General features: G+C 66.0%; 15 protein-coding genes. 13 read left to right on the top strand and 2 right to left on the bottom strand.

The window, feature by feature from the left end; translation table 11 throughout:
• Positions 1 to 45 precede the first annotated feature (45 nt).
• A complete protein-coding gene (locus tag D7Y61_RS19125) occupies positions 46 to 4,743 on the top strand; it encodes an ESPR-type extended signal peptide-containing protein (RefSeq protein ID WP_180868600.1) in 4,698 nt (1,565 codons plus the stop codon).
• Positions 4,744 to 4,812: 69 nt separating this feature from the next.
• Entirely contained in the window at positions 4,813 to 5,562 is a 750-nt protein-coding gene (locus D7Y61_RS19130; protein WP_180868602.1) for a hypothetical protein, read from the top strand.
• Between the two features lie 140 nt (positions 5,563 to 5,702).
• Here D7Y61_RS19130 and D7Y61_RS19135 read toward each other — a convergent pair whose 3' ends face one another.
• Positions 5,703 to 6,347, bottom strand: coding sequence for a hypothetical protein (locus D7Y61_RS19135; protein ID WP_180868604.1), 645 nt, complete (start codon positions 6,345 to 6,347; stop codon positions 5,703 to 5,705).
• A 244-nt stretch (positions 6,348 to 6,591) separates the two neighbouring features.
• Positions 6,592 to 9,015, bottom strand: coding sequence for a penicillin-binding protein 1A (locus D7Y61_RS19140; protein WP_180868606.1), 2,424 nt, complete (start codon positions 9,013 to 9,015; stop codon positions 6,592 to 6,594).
• 219 nt (positions 9,016 to 9,234) lie between these two features.
• Between D7Y61_RS19140 and D7Y61_RS19145 the strand changes: the two genes are divergently transcribed.
• The 11 genes from D7Y61_RS19145 to D7Y61_RS19195 all read left to right on the top strand — a co-directional run bounded on the left by D7Y61_RS19145 (position 9,235) and on the right by D7Y61_RS19195 (position 21,498).
• Positions 9,235 to 10,293 (top strand): pilus assembly protein PilM, encoded by a 1,059-nt coding sequence (locus D7Y61_RS19145; RefSeq protein ID WP_005410860.1) that lies wholly within the window; start codon positions 9,235 to 9,237, stop codon positions 10,291 to 10,293.
• Positions 10,293 to 11,186, top strand: coding sequence for a PilN domain-containing protein (locus D7Y61_RS19150; protein ID WP_180868607.1), 894 nt, complete (start codon positions 10,293 to 10,295; stop codon positions 11,184 to 11,186). Before D7Y61_RS19145 ends, D7Y61_RS19150 begins: the two co-directional genes overlap by 1 nt.
• Positions 11,183 to 11,839, top strand: coding sequence for a type 4a pilus biogenesis protein PilO (locus D7Y61_RS19155; protein WP_180868609.1), 657 nt, complete (start codon positions 11,183 to 11,185; stop codon positions 11,837 to 11,839). Before D7Y61_RS19150 ends, D7Y61_RS19155 begins: the two co-directional genes overlap by 4 nt.
• A gap of 26 nt (positions 11,840 to 11,865) precedes the next feature.
• A complete protein-coding gene (locus D7Y61_RS19160) occupies positions 11,866 to 12,369 on the top strand; it encodes a pilus assembly protein PilP (protein ID WP_180868640.1) in 504 nt (167 codons plus the stop codon).
• Between the two features lie 21 nt (positions 12,370 to 12,390).
• Positions 12,391 to 14,364 carry a type IV pilus secretin PilQ gene (locus tag D7Y61_RS19165; RefSeq protein WP_180868610.1) on the top strand — a complete coding sequence of 658 codons (1,974 nt, stop codon included), beginning with the start codon at positions 12,391 to 12,393 and terminating at the stop codon, positions 14,362 to 14,364.
• Between the two features lie 200 nt (positions 14,365 to 14,564).
• On the top strand, positions 14,565 to 15,590 hold the full coding sequence (locus D7Y61_RS19170) for an AAA family ATPase (RefSeq protein ID WP_180868612.1): 1,026 nt from the start codon (positions 14,565 to 14,567) through the stop codon (positions 15,588 to 15,590).
• An 8-nt stretch (positions 15,591 to 15,598) separates the two neighbouring features.
• Positions 15,599 to 16,528, top strand: a complete 930-nt coding sequence (locus D7Y61_RS19175; RefSeq protein ID WP_180868614.1) for a DUF58 domain-containing protein — start codon at positions 15,599 to 15,601, stop codon at positions 16,526 to 16,528.
• On the top strand, positions 16,525 to 16,974 hold the full coding sequence (locus D7Y61_RS19180) for a DUF4381 family protein (protein ID WP_180868616.1): 450 nt from the start codon (positions 16,525 to 16,527) through the stop codon (positions 16,972 to 16,974). The genes D7Y61_RS19175 and D7Y61_RS19180 overlap by 4 nt, the downstream gene beginning before the upstream one ends.
• Positions 16,971 to 17,975: a vWA domain-containing protein gene (locus D7Y61_RS19185; RefSeq protein ID WP_180868618.1), complete on the top strand. Its 1,005-nt coding sequence runs from the start codon at positions 16,971 to 16,973 to the stop codon at positions 17,973 to 17,975. Before D7Y61_RS19180 ends, D7Y61_RS19185 begins: the two co-directional genes overlap by 4 nt.
• Positions 17,972 to 19,786, top strand: a complete 1,815-nt coding sequence (locus D7Y61_RS19190) for a VWA domain-containing protein (RefSeq protein WP_180868619.1) — start codon at positions 17,972 to 17,974, stop codon at positions 19,784 to 19,786. The genes D7Y61_RS19185 and D7Y61_RS19190 overlap by 4 nt, the downstream gene beginning before the upstream one ends.
• Positions 19,783 to 21,498: a BatD family protein gene (locus D7Y61_RS19195; protein WP_180868621.1), complete on the top strand. Its 1,716-nt coding sequence runs from the start codon at positions 19,783 to 19,785 to the stop codon at positions 21,496 to 21,498. Before D7Y61_RS19190 ends, D7Y61_RS19195 begins: the two co-directional genes overlap by 4 nt.
• Positions 21,499 to 21,539 lie beyond the last annotated feature (41 nt).

The following is a 21,539-nucleotide window of genomic DNA, read 5'->3' on the forward strand; positions in this document are numbered from 1 at the left end:
GGCGCGGGCGGGTTTTTTCTGTATTCCCTGTTAAGGAGACACCTGATGAACAAGATCTATCGTCGCCTCTGGTCCACTGCCCGCCAGTGCTGGGTAGTGGCCAGTGAATTGACCGCACCGCGTGGCAAGGCAAGCCAGACAGTTGGCGCGGGCCTGCTTGCCGTGGGCCTGCTGACAGCTTCATCTGCAGCATTGGCTGCTGAGCCAATTGAGGACGAAGCGCTGGCCATTGAAGACAGTCGACTGCTGTGGGCGATGCAGGCCGCATTTGGGGCGCGCAGCCTGTCTGTCTCATCCATGGAGCCATCATCCATAGGTACGCTAAGCAAGGTCTACACCCAATTTGCGCTGACGAGTGATGACAACTATCGCGACTCCACCATTATTGGTAACCATCTGCTGATTCTAGGTTCACGCTCGTGGCTGTCCGGCAGCCAGTCGGTGGCATATGGGAATTTAATCGTTAGTCGTGGTGACAACAACACAGCAATAGGCCACGGCGTACAGATTACCGGTGGAGGGTATGCAACTGGTGTTGGCGCAGCGGCAGTGGCCAATGGCATCGGTACAACTGCGTTGGGTAACAATGCCAAGGCTCATACCCGGAACTCGATCGCTGTTGGCAGTGGCTCGCAGACGGACAGTGGTGCGGGCATTTCAAAGATCGCCATCGGTGGTGATGCGTATGCAGGTACAGGAGGCTGGAGCGGTGCGATAGCGCTGGGGGGCTCCGCGCGTGCCGAGTATGACAGCGTTGCAATCGGCTACGAAGCGAAGGCAAGCGCCACCATGTCGGTGGCGCTGGGTAGAGAGTCCATCGCTACGGAATCCAATACCGTTTCTGTTGGCTCCGCTGGCAAGGAACGGAGAATCGTCAACGTGAAGGATGGCGCCATCAACGGCACCAGCACCGATGCGGTGAACGGGCGGCAGTTGAGCAGTGCGCGTGATCTGGCGCAACGGGGCATCAACGATGCCGCAGCCGCGCAGCGAGTTGCCAATGGTGCCAAGTCCACTGCGGACCAGGCATTGGCTAACACCATGCTTGTGACGCAGACGTCTGCGGCAAGCGGCATCCGCATCGGCGGCGAGAACACAGGCAGCGCTCTCACTGTCAGCAACAAAAACGGCGATCTGCGATACGTCAATGGCGTGCGAAATGGCACGTTGAGTGCCACCAGCAACGATGCGGTTACCGGGCAGCAGCTGTTCGCCACCAACAACACGCTTGGCACCGTGCAGTCTACGGCCACTGCCGCGAAGGCAACCGCAGAGCAGGGTCTGAACAAGGCCAGCTCACTTGGTCTGTTGATCAGTGGTGGACCCACGGGCGGGATGCAGATCGGTGCGGGAAACACCGGCAGCGAGATTTCAGTTCGCAATAAGACGGGAGGGCGCCGCTCCATCACCGGGCTACACGACGCCGAGCTAAGTGAGCAGAGCACGGCTGCGGTCTCAGGCCGGCAGTTGTTTGCCACAAATAATCAACTCGCTGCCGCTACCGCCCGCTTGGACGCACAAGCGCCAGCGCTGGGCAATGGCGCGGTAGCAGAAGGCGCGGGCGCCAATGCGGGCACGGCAGTCGGGCAGGCCAGCAAGGCGTTCAACAACCGCTCTGTTGCCCTGGGTAACGACGCAAGGTCCGGCGTGGACGCGGCGGGCAACAAGCTCGATGCCGGTCATGGAAGTGTCGCCCTCGGCGGTGGTACCCGCAGTGGCGAGTCCGCCACGGCAGCTGGCAATGGTGCACAGGCGGTGGGCAGGCAATCCGTTGCAGTGGGTGCGCAGGCAAAGGCTACCGGGCTGCTGTCCACTGCACTGGGCTATGGAGCACAGGCAAGCACTGGCCAAGCAACAGCGCTGGGCCGTGAGTCCGCTGCCTCGGGTTCCTACTCGACTGCCGTCGGTAATCTTTCCAAGGCAACGGCGGAAAGCGCAGTGGCTTTGGGTGACCGCGCCGAGGCAGGCCACTACCGCTCAGTCGCGCTGGGTCGGCAATCGGCCACCACGAGCAGCGACCAAGTTTCAGTGGGCAATGCGAGCCTCAATCTGCAGAGAAAGATAGTCAACGTGAAAGACGGTGCAGTCGACGCAGCCAGCACCGAAGCCGTGACCGGCAAGCAGTTGTTCGCCACCAATGGGAAGGTCCAGGCGAATGAGGGTGTACTTGCAGGCCACACCAGTGATCTTGCGGCGCAGTCTGGCCGCATTGCCGACAATCGTCGCGATCTGGATGCGTTGCGCTCTGAGTTTGAGGACTTCGATCCGGACCTGGATGGCGTGGTGAAGTTTGCTGCCGATGGGAGTGTGGATTTTGCTGGAGGGAAGCTGCGTGGTGTGGCTGCGGGTGACATCAGTTCAGCAGCGAGTACTGATGCGGTGAACGGCGGGCAGCTCTTCGTTACGAACTCTCGGATTAGCGGTCTTGAGTCCGATGCTCGACTGATTGCTCTGGGCAGAGAGACGGGCGCAGAAGCTGCCCAAGCAGGAGACGCGGGTGTTGCTATCGGCAATGGTGCACAGGCTTCCCTCAGTAGTGAGGGGGGGACTGCGGTTGGTGCATTCTCAAGCGCAATGGCTGCGAACTCTGTAGCCTTGGGCAGAGGCGCATTGGTTCGAGAATCTGCAATGCTTGGCTTCGCTCTCGGGGCAGGTACTGAGGTGAGTGCTGAGTTTGGTGCTGCAATAGGTGCATATGCGGTCGTGGGCGCTGCCGGTCAAGGCTCAGTTGCACTCGGTTCATACTCAGAAGCTAATGAGCCCGATGTTGTATCTATCGGGAACTCGACCTACCGGCGGCGAATCATTAACGTTGATCGAGGACGAAGCGCAAACGAAGGCGCCACGGTTGCCCAAGTCAGTGAGGTGGTTGCCCTGCTTGGTGGTGGGGCATCTGTTGATGGCAATGGTGGGATTATTGCTCCAACCTACGACGTCCAAGGCGGCACTCAGAACAACGTTGGCGATGCCCTGGCCGCACTCGACAGCGCCGTGGTCACTGCGGACAGCCGCGTAGACAACCTTGAAGGCAAGTTGCGCTCCGCATTCCAGGATGGCCCATCGGTGCGTGCTGATGGCCTGAATCAGCTGGTGCTGGCAGGCGCCAACGGTTCGGTGCTGACCAATCTGGCTGATGGCCGCATTGCCGCAGGCAGCCGTGACGCTGTGACCGGTAGCCAGCTGTTTGAGGCAAAGCAGGAGATCGACCGCAACCGCAATGATCTGAATGACCTGCGCGGTGAGCGTGATGGGCTGCTGTCGCGCGGGCTGATGGCGGCGGAGCAGGGCAACGTGATCGACTATGGCGGCGCGCGGTTGACGGGTGTTGCTGATGGGGTGGTCTCTGCGGATAGTCGAGATGTGGTCAGTGGGCGACAGTTGTTTGAGGTAGGTGGCCGTCTATCTGAGGTCGAACGCCAGAGTCAGTTCGTGAGCGTCGGGGTGGATGAGCTCAGTGAGAGATCTAAGGCTGAGTTGTTCGGAGTTGCCATTGGTGAGTCTGCTGAAGCAGGTGCACGCGGCAAGAATGGTGCGACGGCTATTGGATATTTCTCAAGAGCACTCGCCGCTCGGAGTATTGCGTTGGGCGCATCAGCCTATGTGGCGGAAGTCGCCGACGACGGCTTTGCGGTTGGCACAGGGGCCAATGTGTTCAGTAGGAAGTCGATGGCTATAGGCACTGCCTCTCGTGTCGTGGCCGACCTAGAGTATTCAATCGCACTGGGGCACGACTCGGTTGCAACTGAGTCATATGTTGTCTCTGTTGGAGCGTCCGAATTCCAACGCCGCATCGTAAACGTAGCCAACGGCCGCAACGCCACCGATGCCGCCACCGTCGGTCAGCTCCGCGGCGCCCTTTCCACACTCGGCGGCGATATCGACGCCAATGGCAATATCATCCATCCCACCTTCAACATCCAGGGCGGGCAGCAGTCCACCCTCAACGAAGCCCTGTCCTCCCTCGACTCCGCCGTCGTCACCAGCGGCAACCGCGTCGACCGCGTTGAATCCCAGCTCAACGCCGTCTTCCAGAACAGCCCCACCGTCCGCAACGACGGCCTCAACCAGCTCACCTTCGCCGGTGCCAACGGCATGGTGCTCTCCAACGTCGCCAACGGCGTCGTCGCCGCCGGCAGCCGCGATGCGGTCAATGGTGGCCAGCTGCACTCCATGCAGCAGCAGCTGAACGGCCGCATGGATGGGCTGGAGCATCGCATTGACGGCCAGCCGCAGTCCCGCGCCCTGGCCACCGTTGCTGGCGATGAGCCGTCGGCGCCGACGCCGCCGGCAAGCGCCGGGGACAAGGCGCTGGCAGACAACGGCAACACGCCGAAGTCCGCGCCGCAGCCGCAGGCCGATACGCCCAAGCCCGAGTCGCCCAAGCCCGAGTCGCCCAAGCCGCAGGTGGACACCGCCGAGCTGGAAAAGATGCTGGCCCGTGCCAACGAGTACAGCGATGGCGTCTCGCGCGAGGTCGACCGCCGCCTGGACAAGATGGACAAGCGCTTCAACCGCATGGCGGCGATGAGCAGTGCGCAGAGTGCGATGGCGATGAACACCGCCGGCCTGGCCACCTACAACCGCCTCGGCGCGGGCGTGGGCTACAGCGAGGGTGAATCGGCCATGGCCGTGGGTTACCAGCGCGTGTTGAACGACAAGGGCTCGGCCACCTTCAGCCTCAATGGTGCCTTCACCAACAGTGGTGAACGCAGCATGGGCGTGGGTGTGGGCATCGGCTGGTAAGCCATGCAGCCCCGGCGTGACGCGCGTAATGAACCCCGCCGCGCCGGGGGCCTTGCCGAGGAGATGGCAATGTACCGATGGGTGAGTCGATTCGTCAGCTACCGCACGTTCTACGTTTGGCGGGCACGGTACTACTACTACACTCGCCATCTGGACGTCTGGATGCTGGCCTGTGTGCTGTGCTTCCTGGGGGTAGTGGCGTTGCTCTGGTACTACTGGCGGTTCACCAATGTGCCGCTTCCGCGCATGCATCCGCAGGTAGCGGCGCTACGGGTGGAGGGCATCACCAACGAGGCGATCCACCGCATTGTTCTGGTGCGTCACGGTGGCAGCACGCCGGGCCAGCCATTCACCACGGCAGAGGATATCCGCGCCAGTACGCGGAGAACAATGCAGGTGCGGCAGGTGCTGGATGGCGAGGTAGCATGGCGGCTGAAGGCGAACCTGCTGGCGGATATCGCCGATTACATCGAGGCGACCGCGGGCTGCGTGCCGTATCAATGCACACGGGTGCAGGCGCACATCAGCCAGCTGCGTGGGGCCGCGACGGAGAACGCGGGCATCAACAGGGCGTTGCAGCCCATTCTGGATGGCCCGCGTGATCTGGTGCCCGGTCTCACGAGCGTCGATCGCCAACGGGTGAAGAGCGGCTGGTCGGATTCGTTCAGTGACATCTTTCACCAGGTGTGGCTGTTGAACGATCTGCAGATCATGCACGCGCGGATGATGGCGGAGTATCCAAAGCGCGCACCCGCACCGTGGTTGCCGGAGTGGTTGATTGGCCCGGAGCCGACAACCGGTAATGGCATGCCTCTGTAGAGCACTGCCATGCTGGGTGGCGCCCGCGGATGCCACCCTGTAGAGCCGAGCCCACGCTCGGCTGCTCTTCGGTCAGGTATCCGGAAGTCTGAAATGCAGTGCGGACCACCGGTCCGCACCCACCAGGACCGGCGCTACCGTCACCCGCCGATATACGCGGTGATCTCTGCTTCGGCCAGCACCTGCCGCAACTGCGCCACGGACGCGCGCCGCATCGGCTTCTCATCCACCGGCGACAACGGTGCCTGACGCAGGGCGTCATACGGCAGCACGGCCAGGTCGAAGGTCAGCTCTTCGGCACTGAACACCCACACCGGTACGTCGAGATTGCGCTCGCGGTCCAGGCGCAGCCGGCGCACGCGCGATTCGGCGGGAATGCCGTGTTCGTCCAGGAAGCGGTGCACGGCCTCCGGGTCGTCGCTGTGCAGGTGCAGCTGCACGGGGCTGTTGGCGTCGGCGGTGCCATCCAGCACCGGGCCGGCCAGGCGCGGGGAGAAGCCGTGCAGGAACTCCAGCGCACGCATTGCGGCCTCGCGACGACGCTGCAGTTCGTTGCCGTGCCGGGGCCCGGAGAACAGCCGCTGGTACTCGCGCAGGGCGTCTTCGATCTCGGTGTTGCGGGGCAGGGAGGCATCGTCGTGGATGCCGAGCCGGCTGGCGGCCTTCAACTTGGCCTGGTGGTAGTCGCGGATGCCGCCTTCGGCCATCAGGCGGGCGGCTTCGTGGGCGAGGCGGTGGCGCCGCTCGCGGGTCTGGCTGGCAGCATGCTGACGGGCGCGATGCATGCGATGACTCCCTGTTGCGACCTGGCTACAGACTAGCGCACGGATGTGACATCTGCGTGGGTATTTAACGCAGGTGCCAACCAAGGTTGGCGTCTGCCCGCGCAACAGGGCGCCGTTGATCCTGTAGAGCCGAGCCCATGCTCGGCTCAGGGGCGTGCGGTAAAGCAGCCGAGCATGGGCTCGGCTCTACAAAGGCGTGGATGCATCGGTGCCAACCCGCGGTTGGCACCCTCCAAACCCTTCCTCAGAAGATATCGAACGCGGCGGCGTCGGCCTGCGGCGTATTGAGGTTCAGGTCGTAGTCGGTCAGGCGGTCCATGTCCTCCACCTTCACCCACTCGGTCGCGCCGTTGAGGGTGGCCTGGACCATGCCGCTGGGCGGCTCGTTCTGCGCGATCGGGGTGTCCTTCAGCGCGGTGCGCATGTAGTCGATCCAGATCGGCAGGGCGGCCTTGCCGCCGTATTCGCGGTAGCCCAGCGAGCGGAAGTCGTCGCGACCCACCCACACGGTGGTCACGTACGGGCCACCAAAGCCGGAGAACCAGGCGTCACGGTGGTCATTGGTGGAGCCGGTCTTGCCACCCACGTCTTCGCGGCCAAGTACCTTGGCCTGCACGCCGGTACCGCGCTGCACGACGTCGCGCATCATCGACACCAGCTGGTAGGCGGTGCGGGCGTCGATCGCGCGCGGGGCGGTGCGGGCATCCGGGTTGACCGGGGCCGCCGGGGTCTCGGTCTTGGCTTCGGCCTTGGCCGCAGCGGCCGGGTCCACCTTCGGGGCCGGGGCGCCGAAGTTGAAGCCGTCCACCACCTGGTTGACCGGCTGGTCGCTGCTGCCGGCGCACTCGCGGCAGGCCAGGGCAGGATTTTCCTTGAACACCAGGTTGCCGTCGCGGTCGTTCACCTGGTCGATCAGCCAGGTGTCCACGCGCGAGCCGCCGTTGGCGAACACGGCGTAGCCACGGGCCACCGACAGCGGGGTGAGCGAAGCGGTACCCAGCGACATCGACAGGTTCGGCGGCAGCTCCGATTCGGCGAAACCAAACTCGCTGATGTACTTGCGTGCATAGTCCACGCCCATGCCGTCCAGCAGGCGCACCGACACAAGGTTGCGCGACTGCACCAGGGCTTCGCGCAGGCGCATCGGGCCACGGAAGCCGCCGCCGTCGTTCTGCGGGGCCCAGGTCTTGCCGCGGCGGTCGCGGAACACGACCGGGGCGTCGAGCACGATCGAGGCCGGGTTGTAGCCCTTGTCGAAGGCGGCCGCATAGACGAACGGCTTGAAGCTCGAACCCGGCTGGCGACGGGCCTGGGTGGCGCGGTTGAACTTGTTGCCGGAGAAGCTGAAGCCACCGACCAGCGCCTTCAGCGCGCCGTTGTGGGCATCCAGCGAGACCAGCGCGGACTGGCCGCGCGGAATCTGGTCCAGCAGCCACTCGCCCTCCTTGGCACCGGCACGCACGCGCACGATGTCACCGCGCTGCACCAGCTTGCCCGGGGTCTTGTTGGTCCACTTGGCGGCACCGGCCGGCAGCACGATCTCGGTGCGGTTGGCCAGCACCACGGTGGCGCTGCCATCGGCGCCGGTGCTGGCGACGATCGCCGGCAGCAGGCCGGCCTGGCCGAACATGCCGCGCAGGTGCTCGGCCAGGGCGGCGGCGTCTTCACCGGCACCGACCTGGACCTGCTTCTCCACGCCGTGCCAGCCGTGGCGGTGGTCGTACAGCAGCAGGCCGTCGCGCACCGACTGGTTGGCGGCGGTCTGCAGGGTCGAGTCGATGGTGGTGGTGACGTGGTACCCCTTGTTGACCACATCGCCGCCGAAGCGGGCGATCATTTCCTGGCGCACCAGCTCGGCCACGTACGGGGCATCGACCTGCACCGGCGGCTCATGCGCGGTGGCGTGCATCGGTACGGCCTTGGCCGCATCGGCCTCGGCCTGGCTGACGAACTTCAGGTCGGCCATGCGCTGCAGCACGTAGTTGTCGCGGCGCTGGCGGGCACGTTCCGGGTTGGAGATCGGGTTGCCCGAGGAGGGGAACTTGGGGATGCCTGCCAGCGAGGCCATTTCGTCCAGGTCCAGCTCGTTCAGCTTCTTGCCGTAGTAGAACTCGGCCGCGGCGGCCACGCCGTAGGCACGGTTGCCGAAGAAGCTCTTGTTCAGGTACAGCTCGAAGATCTCGTCCTTGCTCAGCTCGGACTCGATCTTGCGCGCCAGCAGGATCTCGGCCAGCTTGCGGGTGTAGCTGTACTCGGAGCTGAGGAAGAACTGGCGGGCCACCTGCTGGGTGATGGTGGAGCCACCCGGCACGCGCTTGTCGTTGGTTGTGGCCAGCAGCCACACCGCACGGCCGATACCCATGTAGTCCACACCGCCGTGCTCGTAGAAACGGGCATCCTCGGTGGCCAGGAACGCCTGCTTCAGGCGCTCGGGCACGTCCTTCATCGTGATGGGGGTACGGCGGGTCTCGCCGAACACGGCCATGAGCTTGCCGTCGGCAGCATAGACGTACATGGGCTCCTGCATTTCCACGTCGCGCAGGGTCTGCACGTCAGGAAGCTTGGAGGACACGGCGTAGTACAGACCGCCCACGGCGGCCGCGCCGATCAGCGCCAGGACCAGGACAATCAGGAAGATCCAGCGCAGCCAGCGGCGGAGTCGAGTCATCGGGTTCAGATTCCGATTGCGAATTTCGTGGTCGCAGAGTATAGATTACGCAAGGTGGCGGCTGGGGTCGGCACCGGGGAGCGCAAGGGGAACAGTCAGGGGCTGCATCGTGAATCCGTGAGGAACTTCACAGCAGGGCCGTTGCCATTTGCTAAGAATACGTTATTAATGCTCGGGCGCAGGTCTTGCGTCCAAGTGCCCGTCGGCAGGGGAGAAACCGTGGGGCTCATCCCAAAAAGTCAGTCGCCGCTTGTAGGCGTCGACATCAGTTCGACTGCGGTAAAGCTTTTGCAGCTGTCCCGCAGTGGCAATCGTTTCCGTGTGGAACACTACGCTGTGGAACCTCTTCCGCCCAATGCGGTGGTGGAGAAGAACATCGTGGAAGTGGAGGCCGTGGGTGAGGCCATCCGCCGTGCGATGAATCGTTCAGGCAGCAAGGCCAAGCTGGCCGCTGCCGCCGTCGCCGGGTCGGCGGTGATCACCAAGGTGATCCCGATGCCGGCCGAGCTCGACGAAAACGACATGGAAGCGCAGATCGAGCTGGAAGCGGTCAACTACATTCCGTACCCGATCGAGGAAGTGAACCTGGACTTCGAGGTGATCGGGGCGATCCCGAACAACCCGGAGATGGTCCAGGTGCTGCTGGCCGCGTCGCGTTCGGAGAACGTGGAACTGCGCCAGTCCGCGCTGGAACTGGGTGGCCTGCAGGCCAAGGTGATGGACGTGGAGGCCTTCGCGGTCGAGAACGCCTACGCCCTGGTCGCCAGCGAGCTGCCGGTATCCATCGACGGCGTGGTCGCGCTGGTCGACATCGGCGCCACCATGACCACCCTGAATGTCCTGCGCGGTGGCCGCAGCCTGTACAGCCGCGAGCAGGTGTTCGGTGGCAAGCAGCTGACCGACGAGATCATGCGCCGCTATGGCCTGAGCTACGAGGAAGCCGGCCTGGCCAAGCGCCAGGGCGGGCTGCCTGAAAGCTACGAGATGGAAGTGCTGGAGCCGTTCAAGGAGGCCACGGTCCAGCAGATCAGCCGCCTGCTGCAGTTCTTCTATGCGGGCAGTGAGTTCAACCGCGTCGACCACATCGTGCTGGCTGGCGGCTGCGCCGTGCTGGGTGGCCTGCCGGAGATGGTCGAAGAACAGCTGGGCGTGCCGACCGTGGTCGCCAACCCGCTGGCACAGATGACCCTGGGCCCGAAGGTGAACGCGCATGCGCTGGCCCAGGATGCCCCCGCGCTGATGATCGCCACCGGTCTGGCGCTGAGGAGCTTCGACTGATGGCACGCATCAATCTATTGCCCTGGCGCGCCGAGCGGCGCAAGCAACGCCAGCGCGAGTTCTACGCAATGCTGGGCATGGCCGCCATCGGTGGCCTGCTGCTGTCGCTGCTGATCTGGTTCTACTACGACCGGCAGGTGAGCGGCCAGATGGACCGCAACGCCTATCTGGAAGCTGAGATCGAGAAGGTCAAGGAACAGAACAAGGAGATCGATCGTCTCGACGCGCAGAAGGACCGCCTGCTGGCCCGCAAGAAGGTGATCGAGGAGCTGCAGGCCAAGCGCTCGCAGATGGTCCACCTGTTCGATGCTCTCGTGCGCACCATTCCCGACGGCCTGGTGCTGACCGCGCTGAAACAGGAAGGCGACGTCCTGACCCTGGAAGGCCGTACCCAGTCCAACGCCCGTGTTTCGGCCTACATGCGCAATCTGGAGACGTCCGGCTGGATGACCAACCCGGAACTGTCGATCATCGAGGCGCGTGATCCCGAGAAGGACAAGGACGGCAAGGTCGGCCCGCTTGCGGACATCAAGGCGCTGCCCTACGTGTTCGTGGTCAAGGTGAAGCTGCCGGCACAGAGCGAAGAAGTGGCCGGCACGCCGGGCCTCAACGCGGATGGCTCGGTGGCCGCGCCGGCCCCGCCTGCGGTGACACCGCTTGCGGCAGGCCCGGACGCAGCGGCACCGGCAGCCCCGGCGGGCAGCCAGCCTGCTGCAGCCCCGGCTGCCCCCGCGACAGCTCCGGTGAATGCTCCCGCCACCGCACCGGCCGCACCGGCCGGGCCGAACCAGCCGGCAGCCCCGGCCGCCAAGCCTGCTCCGAAGCCTGAGGGCAGCCGCCTGGCGCAGCCGCCACAGGCGTTCAATGCCCCGCTGCAGGGGGATCGCGCATGAGCCAGAAAATCGATCTGAAGAACCTGGATTTCAACGACATCGGCAACTGGCCGCAGAAAGCCAAGATCGTCTTCTGCTCGCTGTTGGCGCTGGTCATCATGTTCGTGGCGTGGATGCTGCTGATCAGTGGCAAGCGCGAGGAACTGGCCGGGCTGGAATCGAAGGAAGTCGAGCTGCGTGCCGAGTTCACCAAGCAGCAGGAGCGCGCGGTGAACCTGGCGCCGCTGAAGCAGCAGCTGGCGCAGATGGAGCAGGTGCTGCAGCAGATGCTGCGGCAGCTGCCCAGCAAGACCGAAATGCCTGACCTGATCATCGATATCTCGCAGACCGCGTTGTCCAGCGGCCTGACCAACGAGCTGTTCGAGCCGGAGCAGGAGCAGGTCAAGGAGTTCTACGCCGAAAAGCCGATCAAGCTGCGGATGGTGGGTAGCTATCACCAGTTCGGTGCATTCGTCAGTGGCGTGGCGTCGCTGCCGCGGGTGGTGATCCTGACCATGCACGACATCAACCTCAAGCCCAAGGACAAGGCCGGCGGCAACGTCCGCAGTGGTGCGCTGGAACTGTCCGGCACGGTCAAGACCTATCGTTACCTGGATGAGACCGAGGTGCAGGCCCAGCAGGCTGCTGACGCCGGCAAGGAGGACAAGAAGTGATCCGTTCCTTCCTTACGCGTTGTGGCATGGCAGCCGTCGTATTGATGCTGGCCGCCTGTGGTCGCGGTGTGACCAGTACGCCGGGTGATGCGCCGAATCTCGAAAAGTGGGTGGAAGGCGAGCGCGCCCGCCCGGCGCAGCCACTGGAACCGTTGCCGGTGATGCAGCAGTTCGAAACCTTCGAGTACTCCGCACAGGGGCTGCGCGACCCGTTCACCGATGCCTGGACCAATCCGCAGGGGAATGGCGGAATGCGGCCAGATCCGAACCGGCGCAAGGAGCCGCTGGAAGGCTTCCCGCTGGATGCGCTGGACATGGTCGGTACCATCGGTACCGGCGCCGCCACCGTGGCGCTGGTGATGGGGCCGGACAAGGTGACCTACCGGGTACGCCCGGGCGGGTACCTTGGGCAGAGCGACGGGCGGGTCACGGCGGTCTTCGAAGACCGCGTGGAGCTGATCGAACTGGTGCCGGATGGCGCGGGTGGCTGGCTGGAACGGCCGGCAACGCTCTCGCTTGAAGATCAATGATCGTTTACTGGGGATAGCACGATGACCTTTCACCAAGCCAAGGGGCTGCGTCCCATCCGGCGCTCTACCTTGAACCGTGTCAGCGCGTTGGGAGTCGCGCTGATGCTGGCCTGCGCTCCGGCGCTGGCCGCCGCACCGGCCGAGAAGCCGGTGGGCGCTACCGTGGCACCGGCGGCAGCGCCGGCGGGCCTGTCGGTGGCCAAGATCGATTTCAAGCGTGGCGATGATGGCGCGGGTCGCCTGATCGTCCAGTTCGACGGCCAGGGCGCGATTCCGGACCTGCGTACACAGGGCAACAGCGTGGTGGTCGACGTCGGCAATGCCCGGCTGCCGGCCAACCTGCAGAAGCCGATGAACGTCACCGATTTCGCCACGCCGGTGCAGCGCATCGACGCCAAGCCGTCCGGCGCCGGTACCCAGCTGGTGCTGAGCACCGGTGGTGCCGTGGAGTCGCTGGCCTACCAGACCGGCAACGAGTACGTGGTCGAGATCAGTCCTCGGCAGGCGCCAGCCGCCGTCGGCGCGGTCACCGCCGGCAGCGTCACCCAGGCCGCCAAGGCATTGCCGCAGCGCGGCTTCACCGGCAAGCCGGTGACCTTCAACTTCCAGGACGTGCCGGTGCGCACCGTGCTGCAGTTGATCGCCGAGGAGTCCAACCTCAACGTGGTGGCCTCCGATTCGGTCCAGGGCAACGTCACTCTGCGCCTGGTCAACGTGCCGTGGGACCAGGCACTGGATATCGTGCTGCGCGCCAAGGGCCTGGACAAGCGCCGCGATGGCAGCGTGATCTGGGTTGCTCCGCAGGCGGAGCTGGCCAAGTTCGAGCAGGAGAAGGAAGACGCGCGCATCGCCATCGAGAACCGCGAAGACCTGGTCACCGATTACATCCAGATCAACTACCACAGCGCTACGCAGATCTTCAAAGCGCTGACCGAGGCCAAGGGCATCGGCGGCGGCGGTAGCGGCGGCAATGGCGGTGGTGGCGGTGGGGGTTCGTCGCAGGAAGACAGTGGTTTCCTGTCCTCGCGCGGCCGCATCGTGGCTGACGAGCGCACCAACACGCTGATGATCAGCGACATCCCGAAGAAGATCGCGCGCATGCGTGAATTGATCGGTGTGATCGACCGCCCGGTCGACCAGGTGCTGATCGAAAGCCGCATCGTCATCGCCACCGATACCTTCGCCCGCGAGCTGGGTGCGAAGTTCGGCATCAGCGGCAGCCGCGACAACGTGTACTTCAGTGGCGACCTGGAATCCAACCGCTTGACCCGGGAATCGCAGGTCAAGACCGCGCAGGATAACGCCAAGGCCGAACGTGACTGGATCGCAGGTGGCCGCGTCGGCCCGCCGCCGGTGCCGACGAGTTCGGGCATTACCCGTGGGCTGAACTGGAGTCTGCCGGTAGCGGCGGCCAGCAATCCGGGTTCACTGGCGCTGTCGATCCTCAATGCGGGCTACTTGCTGGACGTCGAACTTTCGGCGATGCAGGAAGAATCCCGTGGCGAGGTGATCTCCAACCCGCGCGTGGTGACCACCAACCAGCGCGAGGCGCTGATCAAGCAGGGCAAGGAAATCGGCTACGTCACCATCAGTGGTGGCGGTGCAGGTGGCGCTGCTACGCCGAACGTGCAGTTCAAGGAAGTGGTGCTGGAGTTGAAGGTCACCCCCACCATCACCAACGACAACCGCGTGTTCCTCAACATGCAGGTGAAGAAGGACGAGGTGGACCAGCTGATCCAGCTGGAAGGTTACGGCACGGTACCGTCGATCAATCGCCGCGAAGTCAACACCGCGGTGCTGGTCGAAGACGGCCAGACCGTGGTTATCGGTGGTGTGTACGAGTTCACCGACCGCAGCAGCATCAGCAAGGTGCCGTTCCTGGGTGACGTGCCGTTCCTCGGCAACCTGTTCAAGAGGCGCGGTCGCAACAAGGACAAGGCCGAGCTGCTGGTGTTCGTGACCCCGAAGGTGCTGCGCGTGGCCAAGCAGAACTGAGCCATCGCCACCTGCAACACGAAGAAGGGCCGCTCAGTGCGGCCCTTCTTCGTTTCTGCCGGTAGACCTGCGCCATGCGTGGAGAATCAGTAATCCACGCCATGCGTGGATGGGCCGTTCAGCCGTTCTTGATGCCAATCCCAAGGCACCCTGCGATGATGTCGGGAACCCGTGCCGTCCCGCGCCGGTCAAAGGCCCCCATGAACCTGCCACCGCCGATGCCCGAAACCGTCTCGCCGCCGCCCGCGCCGGCCAGCTCTCGCCTGCATGGCGCCTTCAACCAGCTGCGCGACGCGCTGTCGGCCGAAATCGTCGGCCAGGCGGCTTTGGTCGAACGCCTGTTGATCGCATTGCTGGCCGACGGGCACCTGCTGGTGGAGGGCGCCCCGGGCTTGGCCAAGACCACGGCCATCCGTGCGCTGGCTTCGCGCCTGGAGGCGGATTTCGCCCGCGTGCAGTTCACCCCCGACCTGCTGCCGGCCGACCTGACCGGCACCGAGATCTGGCGCCCGCAGGAAGGCCGCTTCGAATTCGTACCCGGCCCGATCTTCCACCCGATCCTGCTGGCCGATGAAATCAACCGTGCGCCGGCCAAGGTGCAGTCGGCCTTGCTGGAAGCGATGGGCGAGCGCCAGGTCACCGTTGGCCGCCACACCTATGCATTGCCGCCGCTGTTCCTGGTGATGGCCACGCAGAACCCGATCGAGCAGGAAGGTACCTTCCCGCTGCCGGAAGCACAGCTGGACCGTTTCCTGATGCACGTACGCATCGGCTACCCGGACCAGGCGGCCGAATCGGAGATCCTGCGTCTCGCCCGCGAGCGTGCCCGTGGCGCACTGGGCGAAGCGGCACCCGCACCGGAGAAGCTGCCGATGCAGGATGTGTTCGACGCCCGCCGCGAAGTGCTGGACCTGCATATGGCACCGGCATTGGAACGCTATCTGGTCGAACTTGTGCTGGCCTCGCGTGATCCGTCGCGTTATGACGCCGGCCTCGGGCGCCGCATCGCCTGGGGCGCAAGCCCGCGCGGCTCCATTGCGTTGGAACGCTGCGCACGTGCACGTGCCTGGTTGGCCGGCCGCGACTTCGTCACTCCCGACGATGTGCGTGCGGTCGCCGCCGACGTGCTGCGCCATCGCGTGTTGCCCAGCTACGAAGCCACCGCCGAAGGCTGGGATGGCGAGCGCCTGGTGCAGGAGCTGCTGGCCCGGGTGCCGGCACCCTGAGCCTGCGCATGATCGATCCATCACTGGAAGCCGCATCCACCGTCAGTGATGGCGACGGATTGCGCCCGCACTTGTCCGAACTGGTGGCCCTGCGCCGGCTGGCACAGCGGCCGCCGCCGCCGCGCCGTGGTCGCGCCGGCCATGCCGGCCAGGCGCCGTCGCCGTTGCGTGGGCGTGGCATGGAGTACGCCGAGTCACGCGAATACGTGGCCGGTGATGATGCCCGGCATATCGACTGGCGCGTGACCGCACGGACCGGCCGTGCCCATACCAAGCTTTTCCAGGCCGAACGCGAGCGGGTCAGCCTGATCGTGGCCGATACTTCGCCGGCGCTGTACTTTGGCACCCGCGTGCGCTTCAAGTCGGTGCAGGCGGCCCGCGCGGGCGCCGTTGCCGCGTGGTCGGCGCAGCGTCGCGGTGATCGCGTGGGTGCCCTGCGCGGCAGCGACCGCGAAGCGCCGATTGCACCTGCCGGTGGGCCGCGTGGCGTACTGCGCGTGCTCGACGCACTCACCCGCTGGTACGCGCAGCCGCCCGCCGACGATCTCGGCCTGGAGCGCGCGCTGGACCATGCCGCCCGCGTGCTGCGCCCCGGGGCGCGCATGCTGGTGCTGGCCGATCCGCAGCAGGCCGCGCGGATTCCCGTCGTGCGCTGGAGCGCGCTGGCCCAGCACCATGACCTCAGCCTGGTGCTGCTGGTCGATCCCCTCGAACTGCAACCACCCTCGGAGGCCCTGCAGTTCCAGACCGCGCAGCAGCGCGTTGGCCTTGATCTGCGGCGCAGCGAAGTGCAGTCGCACTGGCAGGCGCACTTCGTCGAACCGCTGCAGGCGCTGCGCCGCCAGCTCGGCGCACGCCGCGTTGACGTGCAGGTGTTGTCCACCGACGCGCCCAGCGATGCCTGGTTGGCGCCGTCGGCGACCGAGGTACCGGCATGAGCGCCAACCTTCCGCTGCGCGATGTACAGCTGCCGCCGGCACCGTCGTGGTGGCCGCCGGCCCCCGGCTATCTGATGATCGGCGGCGCGGTGTTGCTGGTGATCCTGGTGCTGGCCCTGCTGTGGTGGAAACGCCGCCGCCGTCGCCAACGCTGGTTGCAGGCGTTCGACCAGGAGCTGGCCACCACCACCGATGCCACCGCGGAACTGGCGGTGATTGCCGGCTTGCTTCGCCGCGCCGCGCGGCAGGCACAGCCGGGCAGTGAATCCCTGCGCGACGATGCCTGGTGGCAGCGCGTGGATCCGAAGGGCACGTTGCCCGACGCGCGCCGCAGCCTGTTGGCCGAAGGTGCCTATCGCCCCCGCGTGGACGCCTGCGAAGTGGCGGCCGTGCGCAGCTGGGCCCGTGAGCGCTACCTGGCGATGCTGCTGGAGCGCCGCCGATGAGCCTGTTGGCGAGCTACTGGCCGTGGCCGGACCTGCAGCTGGCGTGGCCGCTGGCCCTGCTGGCGTTGCCGCTGCCACTGCTGATGCAGTGGTGGAAGCGCCGCACCGACCCGGGCGCGGCACTGCGTGTGCCGTACGCGGCAAGTGAACTGGAAGCGCTGTCCGGTGGTGGCCGCGTGGACGTGTCGTGGCTTCGCACGCTGCTGCTGTGGCTGGGCTGGTGCGCGCTGTGCATCGCGCTCGCGCGCCCGCAACAGCTGGGTGAGGCCATCACGCCACCGCAGCAGGGGCGGCAGATGATGCTGGCGATGGACGTATCCGGCAGCATGGGCGAGGGTGACATGGTGCTGGGCGGGCAGGCGGTGGATCGCCTCACCGCGGCCAAGGCCGTGCTTGCCGACTTCCTGGATCGTCGCGCCGGTGATCGTATCGGCTTGCTGATCTTCGGCGACCGCGCTTACACGCTCACGCCGCTCACCGCCGATCTGGCCAGCGTGCGCGACCAGTTGCGCGACAGCGTGGTCGGTCTGGCTGGTCGCGAGACCGCCATCGGCGATGCCATCGGTCTGGCGGTGAAGCGCCTGCGCAGCCAGCCCGAAGGCCAGCGTGTACTGATCCTGCTGACCGACGGCGTCAGCAATGCCGGCGTGCTCGAACCGTTGCGTGCGGCCGAAGTCGCGCGCGCCGAAGGCGTACGCATCCACACCGTTGCGTTTGGTGGCGATGGCAGCATGCGCTTCCTCGGCATTCCGATTTCCGCTGACCAGGACCCGGTCGACGAGGCCACGCTGAAGAAGATCGCCAGTCTGACCGGCGGCCAGTTCTTCCGCGCACGCGATACCGCGCAATTGGCCGGCATCTACGCCGAACTGGACCGTCTTGAGCCGATCGCGGCGAAGGGACCAAGCCTGCGCCCGCGTGAGGAACGCTACGCATGGCCGCTGGGCCTGGCATTGCTGCTGGGTGCATTGGCCTGGACGTGGCCGGAGCGTCGTCGATGATTGCTTTCGCTTCCCATCTTCCGGACTGGAACGCGCTGCACTTCCTGCGCCCGGAATGGCTGTGGACATTGCTGGCGCTGCCGGTGATTGTCGCCGTGTCGCTGTACCGGCAGCGGCGCAGCGATGCGTGGCGGCAGGCGGTGGATGCACACCTGTTGCCGCATCTGCTGGCGGCCGGTGCGCGCCGTCGCGCGCGCCTCCCCTGGGCGATTGCGCTGGGCTGGACGCTGGCATCACTGGCAATGGCCGGACCGAGCTGGCGGCAGCAGGCACAACCGATGTTCCAGCCCAGCGCACCGCTGGTGGTGGTGCTGGATCTGTCCAGCCGCATCACTGCCACCGATCTGCCACCGTCACGCTTGCTGCAGGCGCGGGCGAAGGTCGGCGCACTGCTGCGTGCCCGCCAGGGCGGTCAGGTGGGACTGGTGGTGTATGCCGAAGATGCCTACACCGTGGCGCCGTTGACCGATGACGGCAGCAACGTCGCGCTGTATCTGGATGCCTTGTCACCGGATGTGATGCCGCGCGACGGCCAGCGTGCCGACCGTGGCATCGACTGGGCCACGCGGCTGATGCGGCAGATCGCTGCACCGCAGGGACAGATCCTGCTGGTCACCGACCAAGCCGATGGCGAATCTGCATTGGCAGCGGCGCAGGCACGTGGGCTCGGCCTGCAGGTGTCGGTGCTGGGGCTCGGTACACCGGCGGGTGTGGCGTACCGTGACGGTAGCGGGCAGATCCGCCAGGCAGCTCTGGAAGAGGGCAGCCTGCGTGCCGTTGCGACGGCAGGTGGCGGCCGCTATGCGCGCATTGCCGCCGATGACAGTGACCTGCGTGCGCTGGGCGTGCTGGATGCGCGCGAGGGCGCGGCCGTGCAACGGCCGGGCGAAGGCAAGCAGTGGCGTGACGAGGGCTTCTGGCTGTTGCCGCCGCTGATGCTGCTGGCGCTGCTGGCCTTCCGCCGCCGCGCAGTGCTGGCGGCGGTGCTGGCGGTGGGCCTGTTGCCGTGGATGAGTGATGCGCAAGCGCAGGTGCCTGCCTCGCAGCCGCCGCAGGGCACCCTGTGGAAGCGGGCTGACCAGCTGCAGCACCAGCGCCTGGCCGACGGCGTGCAGGCTTATCGCAAGGGCGACTTCGTCACCGCGCGCAAACAGTTCGAAGGCATCGACAACGATGCCGGTTGGTACAACCTGGCCAACACGCTGGCGCGCCAGGGCAGCTACGATGAAGCCATCGCCGCCTACGACCGTGCGCTGGCGTTGCATCCCGGCATGCCCGATGCGGTGGCCAACCGCGCGGTGGTCGATGCCGCGCGCAAGCGCAAGCAGTCGGGGGGGCAGGGCCAGGACCCGCAGAAGCCGCAGCAGAACGGGCAGCAGAAGCAGCAGAACCCGCAAGGCCAGCAGCCGCAGCAGGGCCAGAAGGATCCGGGACAGGGGCAGCCACAGTCACAGCAGGGCCAGCAGGGCCAGCCCAGGTCGGGTGACGAGAGCACGCAATCGAAGCCGCAGTCCGGCGAGCGCAGCCGCGATGGCCAGCAGGCGCCGCCGCAGGTTGAGGATGCCAAGGCCCAGGCGCAGGCCGACGAGCAGCAGCGCCAGCGCATGCAGCAGGCGATGCAGCAGGCGCGCGAAGGCGAGGCGGACAAGGACGGCAAGCCGGTGCCGGCCGGTGACGGCCGCACCCCGCGCCAGCGCGAGGAGCAGCAAGCGGTGGAAGCGTGGATGCGGCGTGTTCCGGACGATCCGGGCGCGTTGCTGAGGGCCAAGTTCCAGCTGGAAAACGAACGCAGGAAGAGGGAAGGGCGATGACGCGGGCGATCAACATGCATGGGCGCTGGCCACGGCACGTACTGGCGGCGCTGCTGTTGTGGCTGCCGCTGCTGGCCTGGGCGCAACCGAGGGCTTGGCTTGACCGTGACCGCATCGCGATGGGTGACACGGTCACTCTCAACGTTGAGAGCGATCAGGGCGCGCCGGACTTCACCCTGCTGCGCAACGACTTCGACCTGAGCGGGCAGACCAGCAGCCGTCAGGTGGAATGGAGCAACGGCAGCATGCAGCAGCGCAATCTGTACGGTGTGGCGCTGACGCCACGGCGCACCGGTGCGATTGTGATTCCGGGCCTGCAGGTCGGCAGTGCACGTACCGCGCCGCTGACTCTGCAGGTGGACGCGGCTGCCGTGGCGGGTCCCGACAGCAATGCAATGGCCTTCATCGAGACGGTTGTCGATGATGAGACGCCCTATGTGCAGCAGAGTGTGGGCGTCGTAGTGCGCCTGTACTTCGCATCTCAGCTGGCGTCGGGCGAGCTGGTGCTGGATACACCGGCCGGTGCGTCGCTGCAGCGTGTGGGTGATGACCGCACCGATGTGCGCCAGGTCAACGGCCGCCGTTACAACATGGTCGAGCGTCGCTTCCTGCTGATCCCGGAGCGCAGCGGCACCCTGCGTCTCGCAGGTGCGCGCTTCAACGGCCGCAGTGCCGGTGGCTTCTTCGACGACTTCTTTGGCGGCGGCGACGGGCGGATGAATGCCACCGGCGCCGACCGCACGTTGCAGGTACAGGCACAGCCGGCACAGGCGCCGCAGCCATGGCTGCCGCTGCAGGGCCTGCAGCTTCGCTACACCAGTGCACCGACCAGCGCACGTACCGGTGAGGCGGCCAACGTGGTGGTCGAGGCGATTGCCGACGGTGCCACCCGCGCGCAGTTCACCGACCTGCCGGTGCCCGACGTCGGCAGCACCGCGCAGGTGTTCGCCGAACCGGCGCAGTACGAAGAGACCTTCAACGGCAGTACGCCACGGCTGAAGATCACCCGACGATACTCTATCGTGCCGCGCCAGCCGGGTTCGCTGGTGGTGCCGGGGCCGCGCCTGCCGTGGTGGGACGTGCGCAATGGCAAGGCACAGGAAGCGAAGCTGCCGGACCTGACGCTGGCCGTGGTGGCCGGTAACGGGGCTGGAAGTGCGTCACCTGCACCGCTGCCGCCGATCGACACCGATGCGGCGCTGCCGGATGGCGATGGCCAGGACAGCCGTATCGCGGCGACCGATCCGCGCGCCAGTGGTTTGTCCGAGCGGCCATGGCCGTGGATGGGCGCCGCCATCGGCCTGGCGTTGCTGTGGCTGCTGACGCTGTTGTGGGGCTGGCAGCGAGGCCGTCGCCCGCGCGTGGCGGCGCCCGTGGCGGCCAAGGGCGCTGTGCCGGCCGTGGCGACTGGACGTGCCGGCGTGGCCGAACTGCGCCGCGCGCTGGATGGTGAAGGGTTTGATCAGGTGGAAGCACAACTGTGCGCGATGGCCGGCGTCGAACGCATCGAGCAGGTCATCACGCGGCTCGATGACCCGGCCCAGCGTCAGGTGCTGCAGGAACTGCAGCAGGCCCGATGGGGCGGGCAGGGTGATCTTGCGCCGCTGCGCACGCGCCTGCGCGAGGTCTTCCGTGACGGACCGCACTGGTCGGCGGCAGCAAAGACCGCTGACACTGGCCTAGCGCCGCTGTATCCGCCGCGGCGAACCTGAACCGGCGCCGCTTGCGCGCTTTGTTAGAGTGCATTCATTTT

The organism is Stenotrophomonas maltophilia (genome assembly GCF_013464485.1).
Classification (GTDB): Bacteria; Pseudomonadota; Gammaproteobacteria; order Xanthomonadales; family Xanthomonadaceae; genus Stenotrophomonas; species Stenotrophomonas maltophilia_AW.